Here is a 2,007-nt window from a genome sequence, read left to right as displayed (position 1 = left end):
CGGATTACCGCTTATGGCAATCCATGAAAATGCAGGAACAACCGGTTTCAGTTTCCTGAAAGTTGATTTTGCCGCCAGAAGTGCAGCTTTGGGAAATTCCTTTACTGCTCTGGCTGATGATGCCAATGCTGTATTTTATAATTCTTCCAGTTTAGCTCAGTTATCAAGACCACAAATCGCTACAACTTATATGAGTTACATCGACGATATTCAGTGTGGTTCTGTTGTTGCTGCCATTCCAATGCGTAATGGTAGAACTGTTGCTTTGTTCTCAAAATTTTTTACTGCCACGGAACCCAGGACATTGATGAATAATGGTGATTATGTCGGTACTGATGGAACATTCGGGATGTCAAATATTGTCATTGGAATAAGTGATAACCGGCTGATAATGGAAAGTTTGAATATCGGGCTGGCTCTTAAATATATCAGAGAATCTCTCGATGATAATTCTGCATCTGCTATTACTATCGATGCTTCCCTTTTACATCAGACGATCAATAAAAATATCAAAGTCGGAATTGCCCTGAAAAACCTGGGAAAACAATTAACTTATTACACATCTGATAAATATAATGAAACTTTACCAACAATGGTTACTGTCGGTTTCAAATACCAACCTACTGAAAAGCTTTTTATTTTGCTCGATATCAACAAACCATTTAAGAACGATTTTAATGGAAGTATGGGTTTGGAATATAAACTGCACAGGATGTTTTCTCTACGAACCGGTTATAAATCCAACGGCAAAGACTGGAGAACAGGTGGAGACGGCAGTACTTTTGCTGGTTTATCGTTTGGAGCAGGATTTAAACTCTACAAATTTGCAGTTGACTATGCTATTGTTTCTTATGGTGATCTTGGATATCTGAACCAGATTTCTCTGACTTATAAATTTTAATAAAATCATCACCTTTTTTGCCACAGAGACACAGAGAACACGGAGAATAATTTATAAAAATGGAAAAGGGTATTAAAATCCGTTTGATCCGTGCAAATCCGTGAGCTATTTCTCTGTGACCTCTGTGTCTCTGCGGCTAATTCTCTTTAAACTTCAGAAAACGCTCGAACAATTCTTTTGAAATTCGACCGGGTTTTCCAGCTTTTACAAAAACACCGGTAACCTGAGCAATATTACACAACTCATTCTTACTGTTATAAATTTCCTGTTTCCAGATAGCCTTTAACCTCGACATTTTGGAAATGGAAGATTTGATTATTACAGTTTCTTCCAATTCGATTCCTTTTTTGAAATCAATTTCTATATGAGTTACATAAATACTGATTCCCATTTCCCTGATCTTCCTGATTGGCAAATTCATCTGTTCCAATGCATCTGCTCTTGCTTCTTCATAAAGATGAAGATAATTAGCATTGTTCAGATGTCCGTAAATATCGCATTCATATCCGAAAATTTTGCGTTTGTAGTGCACACAATCCTCCTTTATTTACATTTATCCGGAAACCGATGAAGCGGTTGGTTTGTATTTAGATTTCTATTATTCTCACAACTGAAGTTGTGAGTTTCTTATTCCAAAATTAACATCTTCTTCGCTACTTCTCTCCCATCGATATTTAATTTATAAAAATAAACTCCTGATTGGACATTTTTTCCCTTCTCATTTTTCCCATTCCAAAAAGTAGAGAAAAAACCAGCTTCAAATTCTTTCTTGATCAAAGTTTTGATCTTCTGACCTTTGGCATTATAAATATTAATTTGAACAAATCCTTTTTGCTTTAAACTAAACTTAATTTCTGTTATCGAATCCTGCTTTAAACTAAATGGATTCGGATAATTATAAAGATGATTTTCAGCAGGTTGGATATTCTGATCATTGATAGCAACCGGCTCAACAATAATAAAATTCTCTTTCGTTTCCGTGATCTGCTCATCACCAAAATCGACTGTAAAACTGACCGTATAACTTCCAACTTCCGTATAAATCCAGGTTGGATCCTGTTCATTGGAATCTGTTATGTCGTCTCCATCCAGATCCCATTCCCAGG

At 36.0% G+C, this 2,007-nt stretch carries 3 protein-coding genes; 1 reads left to right on the top strand and 2 read right to left on the bottom strand.

The annotated features are described in order from the left end of the window. Positions 1–13 precede the first annotated feature (13 nt). Positions 14–901, top strand: a complete 888-nt coding sequence (locus ENL20_02565; protein HHE37438.1) for a PorV/PorQ family protein — start codon at positions 14–16, stop codon at positions 899–901. A 136-nt stretch (positions 902–1,037) separates the two neighbouring features. On the opposite strand, the gene ENL20_02560 is transcribed toward ENL20_02565, so the two are convergent. Then, complete coding sequence (locus ENL20_02560; GenBank protein ID HHE37437.1) at positions 1,038–1,448, bottom strand: acyl-CoA thioesterase; 411 nt, start codon at positions 1,446–1,448, stop codon at positions 1,038–1,040. An 80-nt stretch (positions 1,449–1,528) separates the two neighbouring features. After that, positions 1,529–2,007 (bottom strand): T9SS type A sorting domain-containing protein (locus ENL20_02555; protein HHE37436.1); only part of this gene is annotated, 479 nt, incomplete at its 5' end.

This window comes from Candidatus Cloacimonadota bacterium (assembly GCA_011372345.1).
GTDB lineage: Bacteria > Cloacimonadota > Cloacimonadia > Cloacimonadales > TCS61 > DRTC01.
The sequence above is the reverse complement of the archived record's forward strand: the minus strand, read 5'-3'. Positions and strand labels throughout refer to the sequence as shown.